The 25,156-nt window shown below is 69.1% G+C and carries 25 protein-coding genes; 12 read left to right on the top strand and 13 right to left on the bottom strand.

Annotation, left to right across the window (positions count from 1 at the left end):
* Positions 1 to 7 precede the first annotated feature (7 nt).
* The 6 genes from VGR06_RS21435 to VGR06_RS21410 are packed head-to-tail and all read left to right on the top strand — an operon-like array spanning position 8 to position 5,128.
* Positions 8 to 1,072 carry a cysteine synthase family protein gene (locus tag VGR06_RS21435; RefSeq protein ID WP_327560906.1) on the top strand — a complete coding sequence of 355 codons (1,065 nt, stop codon included), beginning with the start codon at positions 8 to 10 and terminating at the stop codon, positions 1,070 to 1,072.
* Positions 1,072 to 2,268, top strand: a complete 1,197-nt coding sequence (locus VGR06_RS21430; protein ID WP_327560905.1) for a Xaa-Pro peptidase family protein — start codon at positions 1,072 to 1,074, stop codon at positions 2,266 to 2,268. The genes VGR06_RS21435 and VGR06_RS21430 overlap by 1 nt, the downstream gene beginning before the upstream one ends.
* Positions 2,269 to 2,291: 23 nt before the next feature.
* Positions 2,292 to 3,053 (top strand): putative hydro-lyase, encoded by a 762-nt coding sequence (locus VGR06_RS21425; protein WP_327560915.1) that lies wholly within the window; start codon positions 2,292 to 2,294, stop codon positions 3,051 to 3,053.
* A gap of 18 nt (positions 3,054 to 3,071) precedes the next feature.
* Positions 3,072 to 3,452, top strand: a complete 381-nt coding sequence (locus VGR06_RS21420; RefSeq protein ID WP_327560904.1) for a SchA/CurD-like domain-containing protein — start codon at positions 3,072 to 3,074, stop codon at positions 3,450 to 3,452.
* Between the two features lie 14 nt (positions 3,453 to 3,466).
* Positions 3,467 to 3,901 carry a DUF1772 domain-containing protein gene (locus VGR06_RS21415; RefSeq protein WP_327560903.1) on the top strand — a complete coding sequence of 145 codons (435 nt, stop codon included), beginning with the start codon at positions 3,467 to 3,469 and terminating at the stop codon, positions 3,899 to 3,901.
* A 15-nt stretch (positions 3,902 to 3,916) separates the two neighbouring features.
* Positions 3,917 to 5,128: a cytochrome P450 gene (locus VGR06_RS21410; protein WP_327560902.1), complete on the top strand. Its 1,212-nt coding sequence runs from the start codon at positions 3,917 to 3,919 to the stop codon at positions 5,126 to 5,128.
* A 7-nt stretch (positions 5,129 to 5,135) separates the two neighbouring features.
* On the opposite strand, the gene VGR06_RS21405 is transcribed toward VGR06_RS21410, so the two are convergent.
* Both VGR06_RS21405 and VGR06_RS21400 read right to left on the bottom strand, forming a co-directional pair.
* Entirely contained in the window at positions 5,136 to 5,546 is a 411-nt protein-coding gene (locus VGR06_RS21405) for a hypothetical protein (RefSeq protein WP_327560901.1), read from the bottom strand.
* Positions 5,547 to 5,829: 283 nt separating this feature from the next.
* Positions 5,830 to 7,404 (bottom strand): multicopper oxidase family protein, encoded by a 1,575-nt coding sequence (locus tag VGR06_RS21400; protein WP_327560900.1) that lies wholly within the window; start codon positions 7,402 to 7,404, stop codon positions 5,830 to 5,832.
* Between the two features lie 171 nt (positions 7,405 to 7,575).
* On the opposite strand from VGR06_RS21400, the gene VGR06_RS21395 reads away from it, so the two are divergent.
* The 5 genes from VGR06_RS21395 to VGR06_RS21375 all read left to right on the top strand — a co-directional run bounded on the left by VGR06_RS21395 (position 7,576) and on the right by VGR06_RS21375 (position 13,814).
* Entirely contained in the window at positions 7,576 to 8,283 is a 708-nt protein-coding gene (locus VGR06_RS21395; protein ID WP_327560899.1) for an N-acyl homoserine lactonase family protein, read from the top strand.
* A 15-nt stretch (positions 8,284 to 8,298) separates the two neighbouring features.
* Entirely contained in the window at positions 8,299 to 9,168 is an 870-nt protein-coding gene (locus tag VGR06_RS21390) for a hypothetical protein (protein WP_327560898.1), read from the top strand.
* Between the two features lie 144 nt (positions 9,169 to 9,312).
* The gene (locus tag VGR06_RS21385; RefSeq protein WP_327560897.1) at positions 9,313 to 11,499 is read left to right on the top strand and encodes an MMPL family transporter; all 2,187 of its coding nucleotides are present in this window, start codon (positions 9,313 to 9,315) and stop codon (positions 11,497 to 11,499) included.
* A 9-nt stretch (positions 11,500 to 11,508) separates the two neighbouring features.
* The gene (locus VGR06_RS21380) at positions 11,509 to 12,396 is read left to right on the top strand and encodes a methyltransferase domain-containing protein (RefSeq protein ID WP_327560896.1); all 888 of its coding nucleotides are present in this window, start codon (positions 11,509 to 11,511) and stop codon (positions 12,394 to 12,396) included.
* Positions 12,397 to 12,623: 227 nt separating this feature from the next.
* Entirely contained in the window at positions 12,624 to 13,814 is a 1,191-nt protein-coding gene (locus VGR06_RS21375) for a hypothetical protein (RefSeq protein WP_327560895.1), read from the top strand.
* A gap of 339 nt (positions 13,815 to 14,153) precedes the next feature.
* Here VGR06_RS21375 and VGR06_RS21370 read toward each other — a convergent pair whose 3' ends face one another.
* The 11 genes from VGR06_RS21370 to VGR06_RS21320 all read right to left on the bottom strand — a co-directional run bounded on the left by VGR06_RS21370 (position 14,154) and on the right by VGR06_RS21320 (position 24,852).
* Positions 14,154 to 14,735: an NADPH-dependent FMN reductase gene (locus VGR06_RS21370; protein ID WP_327560894.1), complete on the bottom strand. Its 582-nt coding sequence runs from the start codon at positions 14,733 to 14,735 to the stop codon at positions 14,154 to 14,156.
* A complete protein-coding gene (locus tag VGR06_RS21365) occupies positions 14,732 to 16,486 on the bottom strand; it encodes an AMP-binding protein (RefSeq protein ID WP_327560893.1) in 1,755 nt (584 codons plus the stop codon). Before VGR06_RS21365 ends, VGR06_RS21370 begins: the two co-directional genes overlap by 4 nt.
* Positions 16,487 to 16,503: 17 nt before the next feature.
* Positions 16,504 to 17,961, bottom strand: a complete 1,458-nt coding sequence (locus VGR06_RS21360; protein ID WP_327560892.1) for an aminotransferase class III-fold pyridoxal phosphate-dependent enzyme — start codon at positions 17,959 to 17,961, stop codon at positions 16,504 to 16,506.
* 26 nt (positions 17,962 to 17,987) lie between these two features.
* A complete protein-coding gene (locus VGR06_RS21355; protein WP_327560891.1) occupies positions 17,988 to 19,460 on the bottom strand; it encodes an aminotransferase class III-fold pyridoxal phosphate-dependent enzyme in 1,473 nt (490 codons plus the stop codon).
* A gap of 15 nt (positions 19,461 to 19,475) precedes the next feature.
* Positions 19,476 to 20,534 (bottom strand): type III polyketide synthase, encoded by a 1,059-nt coding sequence (locus VGR06_RS21350; protein WP_327560890.1) that lies wholly within the window; start codon positions 20,532 to 20,534, stop codon positions 19,476 to 19,478.
* The gene (locus tag VGR06_RS21345; protein ID WP_327560889.1) at positions 20,531 to 21,013 is read right to left on the bottom strand and encodes a hypothetical protein; all 483 of its coding nucleotides are present in this window, start codon (positions 21,011 to 21,013) and stop codon (positions 20,531 to 20,533) included. The genes VGR06_RS21350 and VGR06_RS21345 overlap by 4 nt, the downstream gene beginning before the upstream one ends.
* A gap of 18 nt (positions 21,014 to 21,031) precedes the next feature.
* The gene (gene ubiG, locus VGR06_RS21340) at positions 21,032 to 21,823 is read right to left on the bottom strand and encodes a bifunctional 2-polyprenyl-6-hydroxyphenol methylase/3-demethylubiquinol 3-O-methyltransferase UbiG (protein ID WP_327560888.1); all 792 of its coding nucleotides are present in this window, start codon (positions 21,821 to 21,823) and stop codon (positions 21,032 to 21,034) included.
* Complete coding sequence (locus VGR06_RS21335; protein WP_327560887.1) at positions 21,823 to 22,449, bottom strand: acyl-CoA dehydrogenase family protein; 627 nt, start codon at positions 22,447 to 22,449, stop codon at positions 21,823 to 21,825. The genes ubiG and VGR06_RS21335 overlap by 1 nt, the downstream gene beginning before the upstream one ends.
* A gap of 20 nt (positions 22,450 to 22,469) precedes the next feature.
* Entirely contained in the window at positions 22,470 to 23,633 is a 1,164-nt protein-coding gene (locus VGR06_RS21330; RefSeq protein ID WP_327560886.1) for an acyl-CoA dehydrogenase family protein, read from the bottom strand.
* On the bottom strand, positions 23,626 to 23,907 hold the full coding sequence (locus VGR06_RS21325; RefSeq protein WP_327560885.1) for an acyl carrier protein: 282 nt from the start codon (positions 23,905 to 23,907) through the stop codon (positions 23,626 to 23,628). The genes VGR06_RS21330 and VGR06_RS21325 overlap by 8 nt, the downstream gene beginning before the upstream one ends.
* A 198-nt stretch (positions 23,908 to 24,105) precedes the next feature.
* A complete protein-coding gene (locus tag VGR06_RS21320) occupies positions 24,106 to 24,852 on the bottom strand; it encodes a methyltransferase domain-containing protein (RefSeq protein WP_327560884.1) in 747 nt (248 codons plus the stop codon).
* Between the two features lie 78 nt (positions 24,853 to 24,930).
* Between VGR06_RS21320 and VGR06_RS21315 the strand changes: the two genes are divergently transcribed.
* Positions 24,931 to 25,156, top strand: a 226-nt coding sequence (locus VGR06_RS21315; RefSeq protein WP_327560883.1) for a Clp protease N-terminal domain-containing protein, incomplete at its 3' end; no start/stop codon positions are given.

Below are 25,156 nucleotides of genomic sequence, written 5' to 3'. Positions count from 1 at the left end.
GTAAGCGATGATTTGCGACAGCATTGCGGACACGGTCGGGCGCACCCCGCTGGTCCGGCTGCGCCACCTGACCGCCGGCAACGGCTCGGAGATCCTCGTCAAGCTGGAAGGGCACAACCCCGGCGGGAGCGTCAAGGACCGGGCCGCGCTGTCGATGATCACCCGGGCGGAGCGGGACGGCCGGCTCAAGCCCGGCGGCACGATCATCGAGTCCACGTCCGGAAATCTGGGCAAGGCGCTCGCCCTGATCGGCGCCGCCCGTGGCTACCAGGTGATCCTGGTGACCGACCCCAAGGCGGCGGGCTCGTTCCTGAACTACGTCACCGCGCTCGGCGCCGAGGTGCACGTGGTGCGCAAGCCCGACGAGCTCGGCTACCAGCTGCCCCGGCTGGTGAAGGTCAAGGAGTTGCTGGAGAAACACCCCGACGCGTTCTGGCCGGACCAGTACAACAACCCGGACAACCCGCGCATCCACGCCGAGCAGACCGCGTACGAGCTGCTCGACGAGGTGCCGGACCTGGACGTGCTGATCGTCGCGGTCGGCACCGGCGGGCACATCAGCGGGCTGTCCGCGACGCTCAAGCGCGAGCTTCCCCGGATCACCACGGTCGGCGTGGACGTGGTCGGCTCGGCCGCGTTTGGTTTCCCTTACCAGCCCTGGGAGATGCGCGGCCTCGGCATCGCGTTCCCGCCGGGGAACCTGCACGCGCACCTGGTCGACAAGGTGCACCCGGTGACCGACCCGGAGGGGTTCGCCACCACCCGGCTGCTGGCCCGGGCCGAGGGCCTGCTGCTCGGCGAGTCCTCGGGCGCGGCGGTGTTCGGCGCGCTGCACTACGCCAGCCTCCACCCGAACAGCCGGATCGTCGCCGTGGCACCGGACACGGGTGTGAACTACCTCGGCGAGTCCTTTGAGGACGACTGGCTGGACGAGCGTGGCATCCTGGTACAGATGAAGGAGCGCGACCTGTTCACTGTGGAGGGCCTGCTGGCCGCGGCGCGGGATCCGGAGTACGCCACGGTGCTGCTCGCGCACACGCCGGAGGCCCGCGAGCTGCGCAAGAGCGCCTGATGTCCGCCAACCTGGAGCGCCTCGGCGCACGGATGGACGAGCTCGGCCTGGACGGACTGGTGGCCACCACCGCGGAGAACGTGTACTACCTCACCGGAATCGCGAGCGTCTCGCTGGAGATCTTCCCGTACTCCGGGCAGTGCTACGCGGTGGTGACCCGGGACCGGTTGGCGCACCCGCACTTCGTCAGCTCGCGGTGCGACCTCGACCAGATCCGGGACGCGGCCGTGGACCTCGACGGTGCCCTCGGATTCGGCACGTTCTTCCGGGAGTACGAAGGCGTTGCCAAACTGTCCGATCAGGACGAACGCCTACGCCGGATCATGGACCACGATCCGAACCCGGCCACCCCGGCGGACACGCTGGTGGAGACGCTCCGCCGGGCGGGCCTGGCCACCGGGCGGGTCGGGGTGGACGAGGACGGCGCGCTGCCGGGCCTGCTCGACACGCTCCAGGAGTCGTTGCCGGGCACGGACTTCCGGGCGGGCGCGGACGTGTTCCGGTACACCAGGAAGGTGAAGACCGAGGCGGAGCTGCGCCGGCTCGCGGCCACGGCGGCGGTCACCGAGCGGGCCATCCAGGCCGCGGTCGCGATCGCGGCGCCCGGAGTCACCGAGGTGGACCTGGTGCGCGAGTTCGAGCGCTCGGTCGTCGGCGAGGGCGGCCGGCCCAAGTTCAGCCTGATCAAGTTCGGCGCCGCGGCAGCCGGCGGGCAGACCCGGCCGACCACCGAGCCGCTGCGCCGCGGCGAGGCGATCTGGTTCGACGTGGGCATCGTGTACGAGGGCTACTGGGCCGACCTCGGCCGGGTGTTCAGCTTCGGTCCACCGTCCGAGAAGCTCACCACCTACTACAACGCCGTGCTCGCCGGTGAAGACGCGGCACTGGCCGCGGCGAAGCCGGGGATGACCGGCAAGGAGCTGTTCGACATCACCGTGGAGGCGGTGCGCGCGGCCGGGATCCCACACTACCGGCGCAACCACGTCGGGCACGGCATCGGGGTCGAGGTGTACGACCGGGTTCTCATCACGCCGCACGGCGACGACCAGCTCGAGGCCGGCACGGTGGTCAACTTCGAGACGCCGTACTACGAGTTCGGCTTCGGCGCGGCCATGGTCGAGGACCCGTTCGTGGTCCGGGAAAGCGGAACCGAACTACTCACCACGCTCGACCGTCGACTATCCATTATAGACTGAGGAGCAACGTGTCCACCGAGTCACTGACCGGCGCACAGGCGCGGGCCCGGTTCCGCGAAGGGCTGCGGGTGCCCACGGTCGACTGGGCCAGCCGGTACACCCAGACCAATCTCATCGCGGTGCCTCAGGAGCACGCCTACGACCTGCTCCTGTTCGCCCAGCGCAACCCGAAGGCGTGCCCGGTCCTCGACGTCACCGATCCGGGCTCCACCACCACCGCGCTCGCCGAGGGCGCCGACGTCAGCACCGACCTGCCCGCGTACTTCATCTGGCGCGACGGGGTCATGGTCGACGAGGTCACCGACGCCCGGCCGTACTGGCGCGACGACCTGGTCACGTTCCTGATCGGGTGCAGCTACACCTTCGAGCGCGCGCTGCTGGACGCCGGGGTTCCGCTGCGGCATCACGAGGAGGGCGTCACCGACCCGATGTTCATGGTGAACCGCCCGTGCCGCCCGGCCGGAAGGTTCTCCGGCCCGCTGGTCGTCGGCATGCGGCCGATCCCACCGGATCTGGTGGCCACCGCGATCCAGATCACCGCGCGGTACCCGTCCGTGCACGGCGGCCCGGTGCACGTCGGCGACCCGGCCGCGCTGGGCATCCAGGATCTGTCCAAACCGGACTTCGGTGACGCGGTCAAGGTGGGCGACGACATCCCGGTGTTCTGGGCCTGCGGCGTCACCACCCAGGCCGCGCTGATGGCCTCGAGGCTCGAGTTCGCCATCACGCACTCCCCCGGCTACATGTTCATCACCGATGTGCCGGACACGGCCTACGCGGTGTGACCCGAGGAGGGACTCCCCATGCAGATCACGGCCATCACGTACAACATCAAACCCGGCTACGAAGCCGAGATCGCCGAGATATTCCAGAACTACAAGCGTCCGGCGTCGCCCAACGTGCACGCCGGCGACGGCTCCGAGGTCGCCAGGATCCTGGGTACGGCGGTGTTCATCAAGGACAGCACCATGGTCCGGATCATCTCCTACGAGGGTGACCTGGAGGCCGTGGCGCGGTACATGGCCGAGCAGCCCGGCGTCAAGGCGTTCGAGCAGAAGATCGTGCCGTACCTGTCCAAGCCCCGGGACACCGCGACCGTGGACGGCTTCGTGAAGACGTTCGGCGACAGCACGATGCGCTGCATCTCCGCGCTCGGCGTGGTGGCCGGCGCGGCCGGGAAGTGACCACGATGGACACAATGCTCGAGGTCGCGGTGCTGCTCGGCAGCGGGACGGTGGCCGGCGTCCTGTTCGCGGTGGCGCTCTCCACGCTGCCGGCGCTGATCGCGATGCCACCCGGGCGGTACATCTACGCGCACAAGTTGCTGGGCCGGAACTGGGATCCCACGATGCCGGCGATCGTGCTCGGCTCGACCGTGCTGGACACCGTGCTGGCGTTCACCGCGACCAGGGCCGCGCTCTTCGCCGTCGCCGCGGTGTTGCTGGCCGGGGTCTCGGTGGTGTCGCACTTCGCCAACGTGCCGATCAACAAGGTGATGCGGACGCTGGACCCGGACGACATGCCGGAGCGGTTCGACGACCCGCGCCCGCTCTGGCGGCGCTGGCACCACCTGCGCACCGCCCTCGCCCTGCTCGCCCTGATCGTCAACGCAACCGCCATAGCCACCAGCTGAACCGAGGAGACTTCCGTGACGGAGACCGCGACCCCGGTGCTCGACTTCGACCCGTTCGACAAGGCGCACCGGGCCAACCCGTACCCGTACCTCCGCCGGCTGCGCGAGCAGGCACCGATCTACCGCAACCCGTTGGGCCACTGGCTGATCAGCCGGCATGCCGACGTCACCGCGGTGTTCCGCGACAAGCGCTTCGGCCACGGTACGCACCTGCTGCAGCAGAACAACTTCCGCCGGCCGGTCGAAGGCCGCAGCCGCCCGTTCATCATGCTCGACCCGCCCGAGCACACCCGGCTGCGCTCCCTGGTGAACAAGGCGTTCACCCCACGCATGGTCGACCGCCTCGAACCCCGCATCCAGGCCATTGTGGACGGTCTGCTGGACATCGCACTCGAGCGGGACACCGTCGACCTGATGGACGCGTTCGCCTACTCCGTCCCGGTCATGGTGATCAGCGAGCTGCTCGGCGTCCCGCGCGAGGACATGGACTCCGTCAAGGAGCTCTCCCATGTGGTGGCCCGCGGCGTCGACCCCGACTTCCAGCACACGCCGGAAGAGATGAAGATCCGCGCCAAGGCCTTCGCGGACTTCGACGAGTACTTCCGCGGTCTGCTGGCGCAGCGCCGCGAACACCCCCGCGAGGACCTGCTCTCCGGCCTCGCCGCCGTCCGGGAAAGCGGCTCCGCCCTCTCCGAAGGCGAGCTGCTCACCACCTGCATCCTGCTCTACGTCGCCGGCCACGAGACCACAATGGACCTCATCGGCAACGGAACCCTGGCCCTGACCAGGAATCCCCACCAGCTCGAGAAGTTCCGCGAAAACCCCGCCATCGCCGCGTCCGCCGTCGAGGAGCTGCTCCGCTTCGACCCGCCCACCCAGATGACCCGCCGCACCGCGCTCGAAGACGTGGAACTGGACGGCCACCTGATCCGCCAGGGTGAGCAGGTCGTCCTCATGCGCGGCGCCGCCAACCGCGACCCCGCCGCCTTCCACAACCCCGACGACCTCGACCTCACCCGCGAGGACAACAAGCACGTCGCCTTCGACGGCGGGATCCACTTCTGCCTCGGCGCCCCCCTGGCACGGTTGGAGGGCCGCATCGCCTTCACCACCCTTGTCCGCCGCGCCCCCCACCTCGAGCTCGCCATCGACGAAGCAGACCTCCGCTACCGCGACAACCTCGTCATCCGCGGCCTCGTCGACCTCCCGATCCGGCTCAAGGGCTGAGCGGCCGTCACGGGCAGCCGGACCAGGTCGCTGGCGCCAGCCGTGCCTCGGGGTCGTCCGGGATACGGACGCCGGCGAGCTCATTGCTGTCGGTCACCGTGGCGATGTTGTGGGTGTCGCCCACGTCGCTGAGGAAGACCCCGTTCTGCCACGTGCCGAGCGTGCTGTTCATGTGGGCGTTGAAGTACCACGCCAAGAGAAGGCCGTTGGCGTTCACACCCACCGCCGTGTTCCCGGACGTCCGGCGCACCTCGTGGCCGGCCAGATCCCATTCGATGAGCTTCTGCTTCTGGTCAACCAACGACGACACGCCGATGATGCGCCCTCCCCGGAAGCGCTGGATTTCCAGGTTTCCGTATCCGGCCAGCGGTGTGGTGGTGCCGTCCGGCGACACGATGAGACCGTCCCGGGTCACCACCCGGCCGGCGTCGTCGATGTTGGCGGCCCGCCCATTGGCCGTGATCCGGTAGGTACCGGCGCGTTCGCCGGCCAGACGATGACCCGAAGTGAACCGGAACTATCGAAGACGGTGACGGCTCGCAGATACAGCCTTGTCCCGGGCGGCGTCAGCAGCTCGGAGAACACACGGTTGTGCCAGACCAGGTGCACCTGTGCCTTATCCGCACCCGGGCACCAGAGCGTCCGGGCACGCGAAAGATGCGCCCATCCTGCGGGTGTTTCTTCGGGTTTTCTTCGGGTGGTCAGCGCACCGTGAAGTTGGCCATCATGCGCATGTCCTCGTGTTCGAGGTTGTGGCAGTGGAAGACGTACTTGCCGGGGTAGCCGTCGAACCTCACCAGAATCCGGGCGACCTTGTTGGGCTCCAGGCGGATCGTGTCCTTCCAACCACCGTCCGTGGGCGCCAGGCTCTGGCCGATGCGTTGGTGGATCTGGAAGGGCGAGAGATGGACGTGGACGGGATGTTGGGCGTCCGTCACGAGCTGCCACATTTCGGTGACGCCCAACCGTACGTCGGCGTGGATGAAGTCGGGGTTGAAGCTGCGGGAGTTCACGCGCCAGACCATTTTGCCGCCTTCGGGGCCCTGCTGGAAGGCGAATTGGCGGGTGGGTTCGGAGGTGGGTGGGGTGAGCCGCGGAATCGTGGACAGTCGCGAGGGGATGGCGGAGTCGTCAGACGCGGTGCGGGCGACGCGGAACTGCATCACCTGGCCGACGTTGCCGGTGCCGCCGGTGTGGCGCAGGACGATGCGGGTACCGACGCTGTATTTCGAGAAGTCCACGATGACGTCGAAGCGCTCGGCCGGGGCGATGTCGATGCGGTCCAGGTTGCGGGGCGCATCCAGCAGGCCGCCGTCGCTGCCGATCTGGATGAACGGGGCCACCCCGTTCGGGCGGGGGTCGAGCTCCAGGCGGTACTGGCGGGAGTTGGAGGCGTTGAGGAAACGCAGCCGGTAGCGGGCGGCCTCCACCTCGAGGAACGGCCAGGGCACGCCGTTGACCAGGATCGTGTCACCGAGGACGCCGCCGTGGTAGGGACCGGTGACACCGGGGGTGTCGCGCAGCGTCGGGTCGATGGACGGGTACATGAACGACCCGTCCTCGTTGAACGTCCGGTCCGTGATCATCAACGGGACCTCGCGGTCGCCGTGCGGCAGCGGCAGCGCGTCCTCCTCGTCGTCCCGGAGCAGCATCATTCCGGCGAGGCCGCGCCACACCTGCGGACCGGTGAAATCCATCCGGTGGTCGTGGTACCACATCGTGGCCGCGCGCTGGTCCAGCGGATACGCGTAGTCCCGGGTGCCCGGCGAGACGCTGCCCGTGTGCGCGTCATGCGCGGCGGAGGACCAGCCGCCGACCGGCAGGATGTAGTCCATCGGGTAGCCGTCGTGCTCCGGTGGGGTGCGCCCGCCATGCAGATGGGTGACGGTCGGCGTGGGCAGCTCGTTGCGCGTGCTGACCACGATCCGCCGGCCGCGCCGCACGTCGAACGTCGGGCCGGGGAAGATGCCGTTGTAGCCCCAGATCTCGGTACGGGTGCCGGGCAGGATCTCCGCCTGTGCCACCCGCGTCGTGACCTGGTAATAGTCGGTGCCGTTTTCCGTGCGCACCGGCTGGATCACCGGTGGAATTCTCAACGGCTGGGTGAACGGTTGTGGCGCCGCGGCCGAGCCGGGCTGCAGGCGCTCCCCCTTCTGCTGCGCGCCACCGGGAAAACCACTCGAGCCCGGCCGCCCGGCGGCATTCTCGTCACAGCCTGCCGCGACGACCAGCCCCGTACTCCCCACCGCGCCCAGAAACCTCCGTCGAGACAGCAAGTCCGGCTCCCTCCCGTGATCGAGTGACACCTCCCGGTCACCGCCGCCACGATAGCCAGAACCGCTGACGGAAACCCGTTCCCCGGACCCGGCTTCGACGGGTTCTCGAGTGCGCGGACCCACCATTTCGCCGCAGAACTCCCGTGCCCATTCGACGGAGGCGACCTGACGATGCGGCTTTACCTGCTCGAGCTCGGCAACATCCGGCACGACTGGGCTCCCAACGGCCGGCTTCCGGTGCAGGGCTACCTGATCCGCACCGACGACGGCACGAACGTGCTGGTGGACACGGGTTTCCCGGCCGAGGCACCGCCCGGCATGTTCGAGCTCCCTCCCGGCCAGGGCGTGGTCGACCAGCTGGCGGCACTGGACCTCATCCCCTCGGACATCCACTACGTCATCTGCACCCACCTGGATCCCGACCACGCCGGCAACCACGACCTGTTCACCGAGGCCGAGTTCGTGATCCAGCGCAGCCACTGGGAGCTGGCGCAGGCGGACAGCGTGCCGCGGCTGCGGGTCGCCAAACCGCACTGGGACCAGCCGCACCTGAAGTACCGCACGGTGGACGGTGACGCGGAGCTGCTGCCCGGCATCGAGCTGATCGAGACCAGCGGGCACATCCTCGGCCACCAGTCGGTGCTGGTGCGGCTGCCCCGCACCGGCCCGGTGCTGCTGGCCATCGACACGATCACCCAGGAGAAGGCGCTGGATCCGGAGAACCGGCCGATGACCAACTACGACCTCGACCCCGACGGGGTCCGGGCCAGCACCCGGAAGCTGGTCGACCTGGCCCGCCGGGAGAACGCCCTGATCGTGCGCGGCCACGACGGCGTGCAGTGGGACACGCTCCGCCGTGCCCCCGAGTACTACGACTGAAACAGGAGGCCATGCATGACCAAGCCCGTCTTCCGAACGCTGGCGGTGGCGGCCGCCCTGGCCGCGACGGCTGCCCTGGTGGCCGTGCCGGCGAGCGCGACCGTGACCCGCGCCCAGGTGGTGCCGGTGACGGCCAACCCGGACGGGCTGGCCGCGCCGGGTGCGGCCAGCCTGCGGCCGGGCGTCGCCACGTTCCAGGTGTCCACTTCGGACCAGGCCGGGCGTGAGGTCGGCCTGGTCCGGCTGCAGCCCGGGGCCGAGCTGAACGTGCTGCTGCAGAACCTGGCCACGGTGCTGTTCAACAACGACCTGGAGGCCAAGAAGCAGGCCGGCGCGGTGGTGTACCGGGACTCGGTGCTGCTCGGCGGGGTGGTGCTGCAGTCGCGGGCCGCACAGTCGTTCAGCGTCTGGCTCAACCCGGGCACCTACTACCTGGTCGACTACCGCTCGCTGGCCGGGCCGGCCGCCGCCTACCAGCAGATCACCGTGCAGGGCCGGCGGTCCACCGCGATCCCGTGGCCGGACCACGTGGTCGTGCAGTACGAGAACGCCGAGGGCGCGCCGCGATTCCTTGCCCCACAGGCGATCGCGCCGCACAGCAAGCTGCTGATCATCAACCGGACCAGCCAGATGGCCGACTCGCTGTTCCTGCCGGTGCGCCCGGGCACGACCGACGAGGACATCACGAAGTTCTTCGCCGGTCAGGCGGCGCCGCCGTTCATCGGTGGCCCGCAGGGCGCACTCCCCGCGTTCAGCGGCTACTCCCAGGTGCTGCACGTGGATCTGGCGCCGGGCCGGTACGTGCTGCTGTCCTTTGTGGGCGATCGCACCACCGGTGCCTCCGGCGCGGCGCGCGGCATGCACACGATCGTGGACGTGCGGTAGGACGGCGGTGAATGCGTCTTTCCTCGCGCTGGGTGCGAGGAAAGACGCATTCATCGCACCCCGAGCTCGAGTCAGATTCGAGGCCGGGCGAGTAGAAATATTGGGCGAGAGTGCCGGTTTTGAGCCGTTTTGGGGAGCCGCCCGATGAACCCCGTCACCCGTTTCGCGATCGGCAGGCCGCGCCTGACCGTCGCCGTGTGGGTCGTGCTGGCCGCGATCTGTGTGCCGCTGATGATGCAGCTCACCGGCGCGCTGAAGTCCGGCGGCTTCGAGAACCCGCGCGGTGAGGACACCCGGGGCCAGCAGACCCTGCAGCGGGCGTTCCACGAGCCGCGACAGACGCTGCAGGTGGTGCTGCACAACCCTGGTGGCGACGTCAGCGGCGCGGTGGACACGGCGGCCGGGGTGGCGAAGGCGACCCCGCACGTGTCCACGGTGCTGGACTACCGGACCGAGCCGCGCTGGCTGTCGCCGAACCGGCACACCACGTTCCTGCAGCTCGGGTTCGACGCCGACGACACCACGGTGCAGAACCTGACCGGAGGCCTGCGCGACCGGCTCCGGGATCCGCTTGCCCGGCTGGGCGTCCAGGTGCACGTGACCGGCGCGGCCGCGCTCGACCACGACCTCAACGGCCAGTCCGAAAAGGATGCCAGCACCGCGGAGATGATCGCGTTCCCGCTGCTGCTGATCGTGCTGTTCCTGGTGTTCCGCTCGGTCGTGGCCATGCTGATTCCGCTGGTGCTGGCCGGGTTCGCGCTGGTGACGGCCAGCGCCGTGGGCTTCCTGATCACCAAGCTGACCGACGTCTCGACGCTCTACACGAACGCGGTGTCGATCATCGGCCTGGCTGTCGCGGTGGACTACTCGCTGTTCATCATCAAGCGCTACCGGGACGAGCTGGCCGCCGGCATGGACTATGAGCCGGCGCTCCAGACGGCGATGCGCACGGCCGGGCGCAGCGTGCAGTTCAGCGGCCTCGCCGTGGTGGCCGCGCTGCTGGCGCTGCTCATCCCGCGGATGATGGTGTTCTCCAGCATCGCGTTCGCCGGCATCGTGGTCACGGTGCTCGCCATGGCGATGTCCATGACGCTGCTGCCGGCCATCCTGCGGCTGCTCGGCCGCCGGATCAACTGGGCGTCGTTGAAGCCGCGGGCACGCAAGGAAACCCGTCCCGTGCCGGGGATTCTGGCTGTGGTGCACCGGCGGCCGCTGCCGCTGCTGCTGATCCTGGTGGCGCTGTTCGGATTGCTGGCCATCCCCATGGGCCTCATCCGCCTGCAGGGTCCCGTTGCCAGCGCGACGATCCTGCCGTCCGATTCGGACGCCCGGCAGGGCGTCGAGCGGTTGCAGGCCGATCTGAGCTCGCGGGACCTGTTCCCGCTGCAGGTGATCGTCAGCTCGTCGACCGCGGCCGACCTGCTGCGCGACGTCCGGTCCGTGGAGTCGACGGCGAAGTCCCAGCCGCAGACGCATTCCACGCAGTCGGTGGCCTCCCTCGGCCTGCCCGACGATGCGCTGGACGCCGCGATCAACGGAAACACCGGGGTGCTGCCGGAGGAGGCGCGAGCCGCGTTCAACTCGCTCTGGGCCTCGGATTCGGGGAGGCTGCTGAGCCGCGTGGTGGTGGTGCCGGCCGGGGGTCCGGACAGCGACGCCACCCACGACCTGGTGCGCAACCTGCGGGACCGGCTGGGCGGAGCACAGGTGCAGGTCACCGGCGCCACCGCACACGGCGTCGACTACGACGACGCGCTGGTCACGGCGCTGCCGGCGATCCTCGGCGCGGTCGCGTTGATCACGCTGGGGCTGCTGGCCCGGGCGTTCCGGTCCTGGCGGCTGCCGCTGCTGGCGCTGTTCCTGAACGCCATGGTGGTCGCGGCCAGCGTCGGCCTGCTCACGCTGATCAGCCAGAACGCGCTGGGCCAGCGGATCGACAGCACCACCCCGGTGCTGCTGTTCGCGATCATGTTCGGGTTGAGCATGGACTACATGGTGATCATGATCGCCCGGATGCGGGAGCGGTTCGTCGAGCTCGGCGACCACCGCGAGGCCGTGCTGGAGGGCATGCGGCGCACCGCGGGCCTGGTCAACGGCGCGGCGGTGATCATGGTGGCGGTGTTCCTGTCGTTCCTCGCCGCCAAGATCAGCGTCGTCCAGCAGCTCGGTCTGGGCCTGGCCATCGCGGTGATCCTGGACGCGGTCGTGGTGCGGCTGCTGGTCATGCCGGCCGCGCTGTACCTGCTCGGGCCCCGGGTGTGGGGCCGGGTGGCGCGGGTCGGCCACCGCGCGGAGCCCGGCGTGACCCCGGCCGAAGCCCCGGTGGGATAAGGGATTCACGTGAAACGACGGGACAACGGTCATACGTTCGAAGGCTCGGTCGAGGATCTGCACCGCGCCGTCGCCGTGCAGTACGACAACCTGAGCGGCCTGTTCGAGCAGCTGTGGGGCGAGCACATGCACTGCGGCTACTGGGATCTCGACGATCCCGGGGTGCCGCGCGAGGTGGCCGCCCGGCGCATGACGATCGAGCTGATCGGCTTCGGCGACCTGCCGCGCGGCGCCCGGGTGCTGGACAGCGGCTGCGGCCTCGGCGCCTCGGCGATCATGCTGGCCCAGGTGCTGGACTGCTTCGTCGACGGGATCACGCTGAGCGCCGACCAGGTTCGGCGGGCCACGGAGAAGGCGGGTGCGGCCGGGGTCAGCGACCGCACCCGGTTCCGGGTCCGGGACGCCGCGGCCACGGACTACGCCGACGGCACGTTCGACGTGGTCTGGTCCGTGGAGAGCTTCGACGTCATGCCGGACAAGCGCGCCTACCTCGCGGAGTGCGCCCGGGTACTGAAACCCGGCGGCACGCTCGTCGTGGCCACCTGGTGCAGCCGCGCCGGCACGCTCACCCCGCGCGAGGTCCGGGTGCTGCGCCGGCTGTACCGCGACTTCGCCATCTCCCACGTGATTCCCTTGGAGCAGTGCGAGAAGCTCTGCGCCGAGCTCGAGCTGACCAATGTGGACTCCGCCGACTGGACCGAGCACATGCGCGCCACCTGGAAGACCTCCGCCGAGATGGTCAAGCCGTTCATCCACAACCCCGCGGCGCTGCTCAATCTGGTCCACACCAAGGGCTTCCGCACTCTCAGCTTCCTGTCCGCCATGGCCCGCATGAACCAGGCCTTCGAGCGCAACACCCTGCGCTACGGCGTCCTCCGCGCCACCAAACCGACCTAGCGGCAGGGGGCGTGGTGGTCGGGTCTCCCGTTGCGTTAGCTGTGATGCGCGTTGGCGTAGCGTGTTGCGCACTTGCGTAGCCGCCGACGCGATTTACCCGCGCCAACCTTTCGAGACACGGCACTAGACCAACTTTTGCCACATGGGTAACCCGATCGTGCGCATGAGCGATACCGGTGACGACGTATCATGTACGGACACCGGCGGCCGAGGGGTGCGCGGTTATCATGAACGACGTTCAGATCGGGGTGCTGATAGCCGCGGCAGCCCTGGTGGCTGCCGTTGTGGCCATACCTCCCACCCGCCGACAGGGCCGTGCCGCGGGCGTGGAGGCGAAAGTGGCAGAATTCAAGAAGCGTTTCATTGAACTACGCCAGAGCCAGATCGAACTCAGTGACGGGGTCCTGCGAGCCAGTGATCCCTCATGGAGAGCCCACGACGTTCCGATGCTGACGCGGGCCGGTTGGATCTTCGATCACCCAGTCCCCATTGACGAGATTGAAGTGGAGTTCGTCAGCGAGAGCGCAAGCGACGATAGCCGCACCAACGTCACCGTGCCCGCACATGCGCTTCTGGAAGGGCTTGACCTTTCCGGCCCTATCACGTATAGCGATGCGGTTACCCGGATCGCCGGAATGAGCCACTTCACGAACGGGGTGATATATCGCCCGCTACAAATGACCGCTAATGACTTGGGCGTTCACCTCACGTTCGAGGCGTCGAAATACTTCGGGTACCTGGATACGAGCGAAGTACTGGCCTACAAGGAGATGCAGTCTTCCGGCTCGAACAGATACCGGAAGCACCTGCGCGATCCCTTCAACCTGAGCAATCGCGTAGCAAGCCTCGGCATCCTGACTCTCACGATCCTCCGCAACGGAAATAGACCGGCCACGTTCGTCCTCCACAAGCGCACCGCAAAGGTAGTGCTCGGATCGGATCTGTACCACGTGATCCCGGCCGGCGAGTTCACGCCCTCGGATCTCAGCCAGACAGCCATTCGCGAGGACCTGAGCCTTTGGCGAAACATATGCAGAGAGTACGCGGAGGAACTGCTGGGAGATCTGGACGCCCAGGGTGACGGCGGTCGGAAAATCGACTACGCCAACAGCGAACCTTATCAATCTCTCAACATGGCGCTGCGCAATGGGCAACTGGATGTGTACGCGCTTGGGTTCGGCCTGGATCCTTTGAGCTGGAAGCCGGAACTACTAACCGTGGCCATATTCGATGCGGGCACGTTCGACAAAATATTTGGCACGAAAATTGTAGGCAACTACGAGGGTAAGGTAATCCTGGGAGAGCAGTTCAACCCCATGACCTTGCGAAACTATGTCGAAGGCGGCAGCACCCGGCCCGGGGCCAAGGCCTGCTTGCGGCTCGCGTGGCGACACCGGTCCGCTCTCGGCCTGACCTGAACCCACACCTCGAACGCCGCGCTCTGCGCTACGGCCGCCGTGCCGTCAACCGGCCTGGCCGCGGAGCACATGGACGGTGAGGTCGGGGTCTCAGGCGATTTCGGGTTCGGTGAACCTGCCGGTGACCCATTGTTTGGCGCTGTGGAGCCAGGTCTGATCGGTGTGCAGTGGGGAGGCCGGGTTGGCGGACTCGCACGGTCACCGAATTCTCCACCGACACCCAGTGCACGGTCCGGTCCGCAGGAGTGTTCCGGACCGCACGCCGGACGAAGAACGACCTCGGGGTGTCGATCCGCCGCCAGCGCGCCATGCGGCACAGCATGGCACGCGGCGAACCGGTCAGGCGCTGGCCGCGAGGCGGGCGGAGCGGCGCTGGGCGGCGAAGTCGAGGACCTGGTCGACGAGGATCTCCAGCCGGCGCATGAGCCGGGGTGTGGTGCGGATCCAGCCGTCCACACCGGAGTTGTAGGAGTTGACGGTGACGGCCATGGGGGTGGTCCAGCCGCGCAGCGACAGAACGGTGTTGCGGAGGTCGGTGATCGCGGTGGCGGCGCCGTGCTCGCTCCAGCCGACGGCGACCGTGCCGACGACCTTTCCGTCCAAGTAGGCCGGTGTGTCGGCGGCCAGATCCTCCAGGTGGTCCAACGCGTTCTTCACCAGGCCGGACATGCCGCCGTGGTAGGTGGGGGTGGCGACGATCAGGCCGTCGGCCGAACGCACCGCGGCGAGCAGGCGGTGCGCGGCGGTGGGGCGTTCGTCGGAATCGGGAAGGTAGGGTGGAAGCACGAGTTGGCTGGCGGTGTGCAGGCTGGTCCGGGCACCGTGCCGGCGGGCCAGGTCCGCGCAGGCCCGGAGGACCTGCTCGGCGGCCGAGCCGGCCCGCAGCGAGCCGCCGATCAGCGTGATCTCCACTTCGCTCACCCCGCCCGCGCCTCGGGGGCGGCCCCGCCGACGGCGCCCATGGCCAGCATCTTGGCCAGCAGCGGACGTTGCATCTTGCCCGACGGGGTCTTCGGCACGGTCCCCGGCTGGACCACGATCACCTCGTGCGGGCGGACCCCGGCGAGGTCGGCGACCGCGCATTCCACCGCGGCGCGCAGGTCCCCGGCCGCCGCGGTGTCGCCGAACAGCTTGGTCTCCACCACGAGCACGAGCTGCTCGGTGCCGCGCACGTCGTCCTGCCGGCCGACCGCCGCGACCCCGCCGGCCCGCACCCCCGGCACCGTGCTGGCCGCGATCTCGAACGGCTGCGGCTGGTAGTTGCGGCCGGCGATGATGATCAGGTCCTTCTCCCGCCCGGTGACGAACAACTCACCGTCCAGCAGGAAGCCCAGATCCCCGGTGTGCAGCCAACCCTCGCGCAGATCCTCCGCGGTCCGGTTCGGCAGTCCGAAGTAGCCGGTCATCATGGAGTCGCTGGACACCAGGATCCGCCCGGCCGAGCCGTCGGGGAGGTCCAGACCATCGACGTCGACCACCCGCACCTTCACCCCGGGCACCGGCACGCCGGAGGACACGTACTCGTGCGCGTCCCACTCGCTGTCCGCGCGCACCGCCCGGCCGTGCTCGAGCATCTCCCCGCGGGACAGCTTCTCGATCCGCGGCAGGGTGCCCTCCGGCGCGAACGTCGCGGCCAGGCCCAGCTCCGCCATCCCGTAGCACGGCCGCAGGGACTCCGGCCGGAAACCGTACGGGACCATGGCCGTGATGAACGACCGCAGCGTCGGCGCGTCCACCACCTCCGCGCCGTTGTACGCCGACCGCCACGAGGTCAGGTCCAGACCATCGAGGTCCATTGTGGACGACCGGGAGGCGATCAGCCGGTAGGCGAAGTTGGGCGCCGGCGAGATCGCCGCCCGGTACCGGTGGATCAGCCGCAGCCAGCGGTCCGGCTGCATGGCGAAGGACAGCGGCGGGACCAGCACCGCGGTCATGTCCAGCAGGAACGGGGTGAGCGTGCCGCCGACCATGCCCATGTCGTGGTGCAGCGGCAGCCAGCTCAGCATCACGTCCTCGCGGTGGAACGGCCCGCCCCGGCCGATCGAGTCGGCGGCGGCGAGCAGCCCGCGGTGGCTGAGCACCACGCCCTTGGCCGCGGACGTGGTGCCCGAGCTGAACTGGATCAGCGTCATCGCCTCGGGATCGGTGTCCACCACCGGGTTCGGCACGTAGCCGCCGCCGTCATAGGGCGGGCAGACCACGGTGATCCCGGTGCCGGCGAACGCCTCCTCGGCCGCCTCGCGCAGCATCGGGTCGCAGACCAGCGCGGCCGGCCGGACCACCGACACGATGTGCCGCACCCGCTCCAGCCACAGCTTCTTGCGCCCGGCGGTGAGCGGCGGCTCGACCAGCGTCGGCACCGCGCCGATCAGCGCGGCGCCGAAAAGCGTCGCGAGCAGCGCCGCCGAGGTGTCCAGGCACACGCAGATCCGGTCGCCCGCGCCGACCCCGGCGCGGGCCAGCGTCGCGCCGGCCACGTTGGCCCGCCAGTACAGGTCGCCGACGGTCAGCCGGTCGTCGCCGGGCGCCTCCTCCGGCAGGTGGTAGGCGACCGCGAACGGCTCCCGGCGCGCGCGGTCCACCAGCGCGCCGGCCAGGTTCCCGGCTGTGGTCAGGGTGGCCGGGGTGGTTCCCGGCCGCCAATCCACCCGGTCGGGGTGAACCTCGTTCATGGCTCGTTCTCCAACGGTTACGTGGTGGGCGGCAGCACGAACGGGAAGCCGTGCTTCTCCATCTCCTGGGCCGACTCGGTGACCGCGGTGTGCACCTCGTCGATGTCGGCATCGCTGTGCGCGTCACCGGTGTAGAACATCGGCATGCTGAACGTGTAGACGCCGCGGCGGCGCAACTGCAGGGTGAGCATCACCGAACCGAGCGCGTTCACCGCCCCGGCGAACTCCCGGTAGTCCGCGTAGGAATCCTCGGCCACGAACCCGAACGTGCCGCAGAACTCGCCGAAACCCAGCAGCCGCAACGGGATGCTGGTCTCCTCGCGGAACTCGGCCAGCCGCGACTGCAGGCTGTGCACCTTGGCCCGGGTCCGGTCGTAGAACGGCTCGCCCTCGTCCCGCAGCTTCCGCAGCGCCGCGTAGGAGGCGGCCAGTGCCAGGTGGTTGCCGGAATGGGTGTTCTGCACGAACGTCTTCTGCCCGATGTCGCCCAGCCCCAACCCGGTGGTCTGCATCCGGTCGATCAGCTCGGCCCGACCGGCCACAACGGACAGTCCGACACCCAGGCCGGACACGACCTTGCCGTAGCAGATCAGATCGGTCGGGATGTTGAACCGGGCCGCGGCCCCGGCGGCGCCGAACCGGAACCCGGTGAGCACCTCGTCCAGCACGAACGGCACGCCGAGCGCCTTGCAGCGGTGCGCCACCTCGAGGATCCGCGGCACGTTGTGCTCGGTGAACGGCACCGACTGGCTGGCCACCTCACCGAGCACACAGGCCAGCTCGTCTCTGTGCTTCTCGATCAGCGCGAGCGCGAGCGTGGTGTCGTGCGGCAGCACCAGGATGTCGTTGGACACCGCGCCCTTGAACCCGACCTCCGGAGTGACCCCGCGGTCCGGACTGATCTCGGGGAACGGGCGCAACCGGGGGTGGCCGTGCGCCAGGAACGAGGTGTTGTGCGCGGCGATGTCGTGCACCCCATGCCAGCACCCCTCGAACTTGGCCACCAGCCGCCGCCCGGTGTGCGCCCGCGCCAGCCGGATCGCCGCGTTGGTGGCGTCCGTGCCGGAGTTCAGGAACGCGAACTTCTCGTTGTGCGGCACCAGGTCCCGCAGCACCTCGACGAGCTTCAGCTCGATCGGGTTCAGGTACCCGTTGCCGCTGTTGACGACCCCGAGTTGGGACCTGACGAACTCGACCACCTCGGGCGGGTTGTGGCCGAACAGCGACTGGCCGCCGAAGCCGAGGTGCACGTCGAGGTAGCTGTTGCCGTCGATGTCGGTGAGCCGGCTGCCGGACGCCTCCACCACGGCCAGCGGGAACTGCGGCGCGTGGAACGGCATGAACACATGGCCGCCGGCCGAGTTCGGCCGGACCTGCTCGGTCAACGCCAGGGATCCGCGCTGCCGCTCGGCGAGCTCGGTCAGCAGGTCGATCACCCACTGCTGGCTGAACAGGTCGGCGATCAGCTCGTTCATGCTGGTCATGATCATTCCAATTCTGGTCAGGGAAGGACGAACGGGAAGCCGTGCTTGTCCAGCTCGAGGGCCGAGTCGGTGACCGCGGTGAGCAGCTCGTCCACATCGGACTCGCTGTGCGCGTCACCGGTGAAGAACATCGGCAGGCTCAGCGTGTAGACGCCGCGCTGGCGCAGCATCAGCGTGAGGAAGAACAGCCCGATGGGGTTGACCGCCTCGGCGAACTCGCGGTAGTCGGCGTAGGACTCCTCGGCCACGAACCCGAACGAGCCGATGAAATCGCCGAAGCCCATCAGCCGCAACGGAATGCCGGTCTCGGCGCGGAAGTCGGCCAGGCGCGACCGGACCCGCCCGACCTTGGCCCTGGTCCGCTCGTAGTAGGCCGGGCCGGCCTCCTGCAGCAAGGAAAGCGACGCGTAGGAGGCGGCCAGCGAGAGGTGGTTGCCGGCGTGCGTGGTTTGCACGCAGGTCTTGCGGCCGAGGTCGGTCAGCGGCAGGCCCGAGGTCTGCATGTGGTCGAGGATCTCCGCCTTGCCGCCGATCACCGACAGCGGCAGCCCGAGCCCGGTGACCACCTTGCCGTAGGTGTAGAGGTCGGCCGGGATGCCGAAGTAGCCGGCCGCACCCGAAGGCCCGTAACGGAATCCGGTGAGCACCTCGTCCAGCACGAACGGCACCCGCAGCGCCTGGCACCGCTCGGCGACGGCCTTGATCAGCGGCACGGTGTGCTCGGGGTACGGGAACGAGGAGGACACCGCCTCGCCGAGCACGCAGGCCAGTTCGCCCCGGTGCTTCTCGATCAGCGCGATCGCGACGTCGAGGTCGTTGGGCAGCACCAGAAGCTCGGTCGGCGGCAGCGGCGCCACGCCGGTCAGCGCGGGCAGCGGCGCGATCCCGTCCGGGCCGATCTCCGGGAACGGCTGCACCGGGTGGCCGTGGTACCAGAACGCGGTGTTGTGCGCGGCGATGTCGTGCACGCCGTGCAGCGCGCCCTCGAACTTGGCCACCAGCCGCTTGCCGGTGTGCGCCCGGGTGAGCCGGATCGCTGCGTTGGTGGCGTCCGTGCCGGAGTTGAGGAACGCGAACTTCTCGGCGTGCGGCAGGAAACCGCCGAGCAGGTCGACCAGTTTCTGCTCGATCGGGTTCAGGTAGCCGTTTCCGGAGGTGATGGCGAGCTGGTCGCGGACGAACTCGACGACGCGCGCGGGGGCGTGCCCGAACAGCGCCTGGGAGCCGAAGCCGAGGTGCGAGTCGAGGTAGGTGTTCCCGTCGATGTCGGTGATCCGGCAGCCCGAGGCCTCCTCGACCACGAGCGGGAACTGCGGCGCGTGGAACGGCCAGAACACGTGGTTGGACGCGGCGCGCTCACGCACCAGCCCGGACACCGCGAGGGATTGCGCCTGCCGCCCGGCGAGCTCGGTGAACAGGTCGATCACCCACTGCTGGCTGAGCAGCTCGGCAACCAGGGTCTCAACGCTCGGCTTGTCAACCGTGGTCATTTGTGTGCACTCCAGTTAGAAGCGGATCAGGGCGGATTCCATGGTCAGGCCGGGCCCGAAGGCCATGATCACGCCGTACTCCCCCGCGGCCGGCCGGATGTCGTTGAGGATGTGGTCGAGGATCAGCAGCACGGTCGGCGAGGAGCAGTTGCCCCAGGAGCCAAGAATGTCCAGCGACGGCTGGGTCGCGCCGGCGGGCAGGTTCAGCCGGTCGCCGACGAACTCGATGATCTTCGGGCCGCCCGGGTGGATGCCCCAGTGCGCCACGTCTTCGACGCGCAACCCGTGCGGCTCCAGCAACCGGTGCACGAACGGCTCGATGGTCTCGGACAGGTACAGCGGAACGTACGGCGAGAGCGTCATCCGGAACGCGTCGTCCATCACCTTCCAGGTCATGGCCTCCGAGGTCTCCGGGTGCGTCTCGGTGTGCGTGCCGAGCACCACCGGACCCTCCACACGGGACGGATTGTCGACGGCCTCGAGCACCAGCGTGGCACCGGCGTCACCGAAGAGCCCCGTCACGACGACCTGCTCCTTGGTGGCCTCGGGGCGCAGGTGCACCGAGCAGACCTCGGCGCAGGTGACCATCGCCAGCTCGTCCGGCCGGGCGGCGAGGGAGTCCAGCGCCACCTTGAGGCCGTTGAACGCCGCGTAGCAGCCCATGTGCCCGACGAACGTCCGGCGGAGGTTGCGCCGCAGGTCGAACTCCTTGGCCAGCAACATGTCCGGCGTCGGCCCGGCGTACCCGGTGCAGCTGACGAACGTGTAGCTGCCGACATCGTTGGGATCCACCTCGGTGAGCACCTTGCCCACCGACTCCCGCCCCATGGCCAGCGCGTGCTTCTCCCATGCCTGCATCCGGCTGTGCATGCCGGGCCAGCTCTCGCCGTAGTGCGGCTGCGGCGGCCAGGCCAGGCGCCGCTGCTTCACCTGCGTGCCAAGGAAAAGCTTCTCGGCGTCCGAGATGTCGCAGTAGAGACCGGAGTAGAAGCCGTCCCACAGCTCCTGCTGCGAGATCGGCTCGGCAGCGGCAACGGGTTGCAGCGCCACGATACGAGCGGGCACGGTCGTCATCTCGTCGTCTCCACGTAAGAGTTCTCCACCTCGTCGCGGATCGCGGCGAGGAAGCCCTCGGTCACCTCGTCACTTTCCTTCTTGGCGAACGGTTCGATGAGGACCACGACCACCGGGGCGACGTCGACCGCGGCCTCCGCGCGGGTGTCGATCTCCAGGGTGAGCTCGCCGGGCACCGGGCCGGCGCCGACCCGGAACATGCCCCAGGACTTGAAGTTGTGCTCGCCCTGGGGTTCCCAGCTGATCGCATCGGGGTCGGCGGTGTCGAACCGGGCCACGTAGTCCGGGGTGAACACCACGGCGCCGTTGGACACCTGCGCCAGCCGGTAGTGGTACAGGTCGTCGCCGATCTGCTCCATGCTCTCCACGCCGGGCATCAGCCGGCCGCAGCGGACCACGTCGAGCAGCAACGCGTGCAACCGCTCGCGGTCGGTGCGGATGGTGACGCTCTTCCGGCTGGCGGACCTGATCCAGACCATCTCTCGCGCCCTCTTCTCTCAGTTGGCTGTCTTGACGGCGTGGCCGATGTAGCTGACCGCCGGCGATCGGGTGAGCGTGAACTGGCCGAGCCGCTGCCCGCGTAGCAGCGCCGCGGCGAGCTGCGGCGGGCTGGCCGCCGGCGCCAGACCGTGCACTTCGGACAGTCGCAGGCCGTGCCGGGCGAGCACCACGCGCAGCTCGAACGGGCGGATGAACATGCGCCAGTTGTGCGTGCCCGGGTGGATGATCTTCAGCCAGCGCTCGGAGATCAGGATCGCCACCAGGTAGCTGCGCAGCGTGCGGTTGATCGTGTCGAACACGACCACCCCGCCGGGCCGCAGCACCCGGGAGATCTCGGCGACCGCGGCGGGCAGATCGTGCAGGTGCTCCAGAACGTCGGAGATCACCACGACGTCCACGCTGCCGTCGCCGGCCGGCAGGTCGTAGGCCGAGCCGACCCGGTAGTCGACCCGCACGCCCTGGGCAGCCGCGTGCCGCTGGGCCACCCGGACCGACTCCGCGGACAGGTCGATGCCGGTCACCCGGTAGCCGAGCCTGGCCAGCGCCTCGGAGACCAGCCCGCCGCCACACCCGATGTCCAGCACGGTGATCTCACCGGCCGGGCGGCCGTGGATCTCCCGCGCTGTGGTGTCGAAATAGGACACCCGCGCCGGGTTCATGTCGTGCAGCGCGCGCAGCGGCCCGTTCTCGGCGTCCCACCAGGAGTCGCCGACGGCGTGGTAGTACTCGTTGTCGATCTCGGCCGCGGCCGGGTCCAGCGCGATCAGGTGACGGTCGTTGCCTGCCACTACAACCACCTCGGGGTCTCGTTCGGGTCGATGCCCAGCGCCGCCTTGCCGATCAGCTCGCGGGCCAGGTCCGCGTTGAACGGCGGCGCGGAAGCCTTGATGTCGTTCCAGATCTGGCCGATCCGGGTGCTCACCTCGCTGCCCGAGGCGCCGACAATGCCGTAGGCGATGGAGATCACCTGCTCCGCCTCGGTGGCGATGAAGAACCGCGGCACCAGCGCGTCCGCGGTGTGCCGGGTCAGCACCGCGGTCATCGTGGCGATCGCGGCGCGCATCTTCGCCACGGCGAACTGGGTTCCCGGCAACCGAGCGGGATCCGGAGAGATGGAGGCACGGTCCTTGATCGCCTGGATGGCCAGCCGGTAGGCCCGCTCCGCCAGTCCCAGCAGCACCGCCGCGGTGTACCGGTTTCCGGTGTCCTCGTCCTCGGTCAGCGCCGCGGCCATGGCGAATGCGGTCGGCCCGCAGCCGCCGGCCACGACTCGCAGCAGCTCGACGTTCTCCGCCACGGTCGCTTCGGCCGGCCAGATCTCGCGCAGCTCGGCGAAGTTGTCGGCCACCGCGTCCGGGCCGTCCAGGCTGCGCTTGTCGAACACCGCCGCCAGCTCGGCAATGGGCTCGAACACGTGAGTTCCCTCCATGGTGATCACCCGACCCAGCGCGGCTCGGCGAAGATCGGCACGTCGAGGGCCTGCTTGCCGGCCCACTCCAGGACGACGTCGGTCGCCGGCGGCACCAGCAGGCCGGCCACCACGTCCCGGTACATCCGCTGCAGCGGGTCCGAAGAGGACAGTCCGGAGCCGCCCTGCACCTGCATGCCCAGGGTCACCGCCTCGGCGGAGAGCCGGGTCACGCCGGACTTCATCAGGCTCATGTCGATGTAGTGCCCGAGCGGGTCCGGAACCTCGTGGTCGGCGTGGATCGCGGCGTCCAGGTGCGCCTCCGCGGCGGCCACCTTCGCGGCCATCTCGGCCACCCGGAACTGGATGCCGGGCAGGTGCGCGTTCGGCTTGCCGATCACCGAGATGACCCGCGCTTTCTGGGTCCGAACAACGTGCTCCAGCGCGCCGCGGGCGATCCCGACGAAGCAGGAGGCGAAACTGCACCAGGCCCAGTGCACGCCGGACATGAACAGCAGCGGCAGCGTGCCCTGCTCGCCGACCATCCACCGGTCTTCGATGAACAGGTCCTCCAGCGCCAGCGAGTGGCTGCCGGTGGCCCGCATGCCGGCCGCGTCCCACTCCGCGGTGACCCGGATTCCCCGCTCCGGCTTGGGAATGAGGAACGCCATCGGCTGCGGCAGGCCCCGGTCGTCGGTGGTCGCCGCGGACAGGAACAGGTGCGTCGCGCCCGGGTAGCCGGTGAAGAAACCCTTGCGCCCGTTGAGCACGTAGCCACCGTCGACCTTCTCCGCCTTGGTCGTCGGGTGCCACCAGTTGCCGCCGACGCCCGGCTCGGAGAACCCGCCGGAGATCACCGCCCCGTCCAGTACGGCTTTACAGGCCCACTCCGCGCTGTCCCCGCCCAGCCGCGCGATCATGGCCAAGCCGTGGACGTGCATGTTGACCGCGAACGCGGTGGACGCGCAGGCACCGGCCAGGATCCGCTGCGCCTCGCACAGCACCTCCAGCGGTGCGCCGTCGCCGCCGAACTCCTCCGGCACGGTCATCGCGGTGTATCCGCTGCGCACCAGCTCGTCGAGGTTCTCGTACGGAAAGCTCGACTCCTCGTCGTGCCTAGGCGCCCGCTCGGCGAACATCGGCGCCAGGTCCCGGGCCAGCGCGAGGTAGTCGATGCCGCGCCTAGACATCGCTGCCCTCCGCCAGCATCGCGGCCATCGAGCCGACGCTGTCCACCTGGGTCTGCACCGCGTTCGCCAGCCACGCGCGCAGGTCGAACCCCGGGTAGCTGTCCCGGATCCGGCCGGCCAGCTGCACCAGGTCCATCGAGTCGAACCCGAGGTTCTCGGTGAGTGAGGACGACGCCGCGATGTCCTCGATCCGGAGCGACGGCTTCACCGCGACCAGATGCGCGGCCAGCGCCCGCACCCGCTCGTCGTCGACCACGAACACGCCATCGGCCATGTTGCCTCTCCCGTCCGGCTGCGCCAACGGGGAGAAGGCTCGATGCCTGCTGTCGTAAACGGCTTGAGAGACGCTCGTTGCCGTGCGTGCGCGCGGTGCGACAACTCGCCGCGGCGAATTCTGTCCGCTATGGTCGCCAACCCGTCACCGATCAACCGGTTCGGCTCCGCCCGTCCTCGAGCCAACCGCGACGGATGGTCAGCCTGGCCGAACTGCCCCGACAATCTGGTACAAACCGGTCACCTTCTGCGTGATCCGCTCCAACCCGGCCCGCTCGAACACGTCCGTGAACTCGTCGCGCCCGAACATCCGCATCCCCACCGGCACGTTCACCACCCGGTCCAGCAGCCTCGGCAGCCTGCCCGGCGGGCGGCACGGCGCCGAGACCGCGATCCGCCCGCCCGGCCCCAGCACCCGGATCAACTCCCCGAGCGCCCGAAACGGCTCCGGCACCAGGTGCAGAGCGAGAAAGCACCCCACCGCATCGAACACCCCATCCCCGAACGGCAACTCCCGCGCATCGCCCCGAACATAGGCGACCTGCGGCGCGCTGGTCTCCGCAACGGCACGTGCCAGCATCGTGGCCGACTCGTCAAACCCGACCACCAACCCCTCCGCGCCGGCAGCGGTCGCGAGCGATCGCGTGAAGTTCCCCGGCCCGCACGCCGCATCAAGCACCAGTTGTCCACTACGGACATCCAGCAACCGCCCGGCGAACCGCTGCTCCCCAGCGGCGTCCAACCTGTTGATCACCCGCAACGCCGGCCGCCACCACCGCTCATAGATGATCGGCAACACCCTGCTCCGCATCACCGCGAGCGCCAGCGTGCGCCTCGCCGGCGGCCGCTCCCCGAGCAGGTCGAGGTAGCCCTTCGAGGTGTCCAGCCCGGACTCCTCACGAGGCGGATCGAGCAACCCGGCCACCCGGGTCAGTGCCACCGTCACAGCGCCATCCTAGGGCTGCCGTCCGCGTGGGCATCGATGGCAAACTGGAGCGGGCAACTCCGACACCGGTGGCGAGGCATGTTCGAGAGATTCACCGACCGCGCGCAGCGGTCAGTTTTTCTGGCGCAGGAAGAGGCCAGGATCCTCAAACACCACTATGTCCGCCCCGAGCACATTCTCCTAGGACTCCTCAAGGAACATGATGGAGTCGCCGCGGACGTGCTGCTGTCGTTTGGTCTCGTGTTGGAGGACGTGCGGCACGAAGTCGAGGAGAAGACGGGCCTGGGCACATACCCGGGTGCCG

The sequence above is a fragment of the Actinophytocola sp. genome (assembly GCF_036002505.1).
Taxonomy (GTDB): Bacteria; Actinomycetota; Actinomycetes; order Mycobacteriales; family Pseudonocardiaceae; genus DASYTH01.
The sequence above is the reverse complement of the archived record's forward strand: the minus strand, read 5'-3'. Positions and strand labels throughout refer to the sequence as shown.

Bases quoted from the DNA above. Each gene is read 5' to 3' on its own strand.
- VGR06_RS21435 (WP_327560906.1), top strand. From the start codon at position 8: ATGATTTGCGACAGCATTGCGGACACGGTCGGGCGCACCCCGCTGGTC.
- VGR06_RS21430 (WP_327560905.1), top strand. From the start codon at position 1,072: ATGTCCGCCAACCTGGAGCGCCTCGGCGCACGGATGGACGAGCTCGGC.
- VGR06_RS21420 (WP_327560904.1), top strand. From the start codon at position 3,072: ATGCAGATCACGGCCATCACGTACAACATCAAACCCGGCTACGAAGCC.
- VGR06_RS21415 (WP_327560903.1), top strand. From the start codon at position 3,467: ATGCTCGAGGTCGCGGTGCTGCTCGGCAGCGGGACGGTGGCCGGCGTC.
- VGR06_RS21395 (WP_327560899.1), top strand. From the start codon at position 7,576: ATGCGGCTTTACCTGCTCGAGCTCGGCAACATCCGGCACGACTGGGCT.
- VGR06_RS21390 (WP_327560898.1), top strand. From the start codon at position 8,299: ATGACCAAGCCCGTCTTCCGAACGCTGGCGGTGGCGGCCGCCCTGGCC.
- VGR06_RS21385 (WP_327560897.1), top strand. From the start codon at position 9,313: ATGAACCCCGTCACCCGTTTCGCGATCGGCAGGCCGCGCCTGACCGTC.
- VGR06_RS21375 (WP_327560895.1), top strand. From the start codon at position 12,624: ATGAACGACGTTCAGATCGGGGTGCTGATAGCCGCGGCAGCCCTGGTG.
- VGR06_RS21365 (WP_327560893.1), bottom strand. From the start codon at position 16,486: ATGAACGAGGTTCACCCCGACCGGGTGGATTGGCGGCCGGGAACCACC.
- VGR06_RS21360 (WP_327560892.1), bottom strand. From the start codon at position 17,961: ATGAACGAGCTGATCGCCGACCTGTTCAGCCAGCAGTGGGTGATCGAC.
- VGR06_RS21355 (WP_327560891.1), bottom strand. From the start codon at position 19,460: ATGACCACGGTTGACAAGCCGAGCGTTGAGACCCTGGTTGCCGAGCTG.
- VGR06_RS21350 (WP_327560890.1), bottom strand. From the start codon at position 20,534: ATGACGACCGTGCCCGCTCGTATCGTGGCGCTGCAACCCGTTGCCGCT.
- VGR06_RS21345 (WP_327560889.1), bottom strand. From the start codon at position 21,013: ATGGTCTGGATCAGGTCCGCCAGCCGGAAGAGCGTCACCATCCGCACC.
- VGR06_RS21330 (WP_327560886.1), bottom strand. From the start codon at position 23,633: ATGTCTAGGCGCGGCATCGACTACCTCGCGCTGGCCCGGGACCTGGCG.
- VGR06_RS21325 (WP_327560885.1), bottom strand. From the start codon at position 23,907: ATGGCCGATGGCGTGTTCGTGGTCGACGACGAGCGGGTGCGGGCGCTG.